This window comes from Nocardia amamiensis (assembly GCF_015477605.1).
Classification (GTDB): domain Bacteria; phylum Actinomycetota; class Actinomycetes; order Mycobacteriales; family Mycobacteriaceae; genus Nocardia; species Nocardia amamiensis_A.
Window position 1 is genome coordinate 1 of the sequence record NZ_JADLQX010000354.1, and the last position, 255, is coordinate 255.

Annotated in this window: 1 protein-coding gene; it reads left to right on the top strand. The window is 65.9% G+C overall.

Annotated features, from left to right (window positions below; all coding sequences use genetic code 11):
• A partial coding sequence (locus IU459_RS38125; RefSeq protein ID WP_195134378.1) for a condensation domain-containing protein occupies positions 1–255 on the top strand: 255 nt, incomplete at both ends.

The following is a 255-nucleotide window of genomic DNA, read 5'->3' on the forward strand; positions in this document are numbered from 1 at the left end:
CGCGGTAGCGTCGATGCGCGGCGGGCGGATCGAGTTCACCATCGCAGCGGATCTGCACCAGCGAGTGAATGCATTCGCCCGCGAGCATGACGCGACCTCGTTCATGGTCGTGCATGCGGCGGTGGCGGTGCTGCTGGCGCGGTTGTCGGGCAGTGACGACATCGCCGTGGGCACCCCCATCGCCGGTCGCGGTGAACATGAGCTCGACGATCTGGTCGGGATGTTCGTCAACACTCTGGTGTTACGCACCCGGGT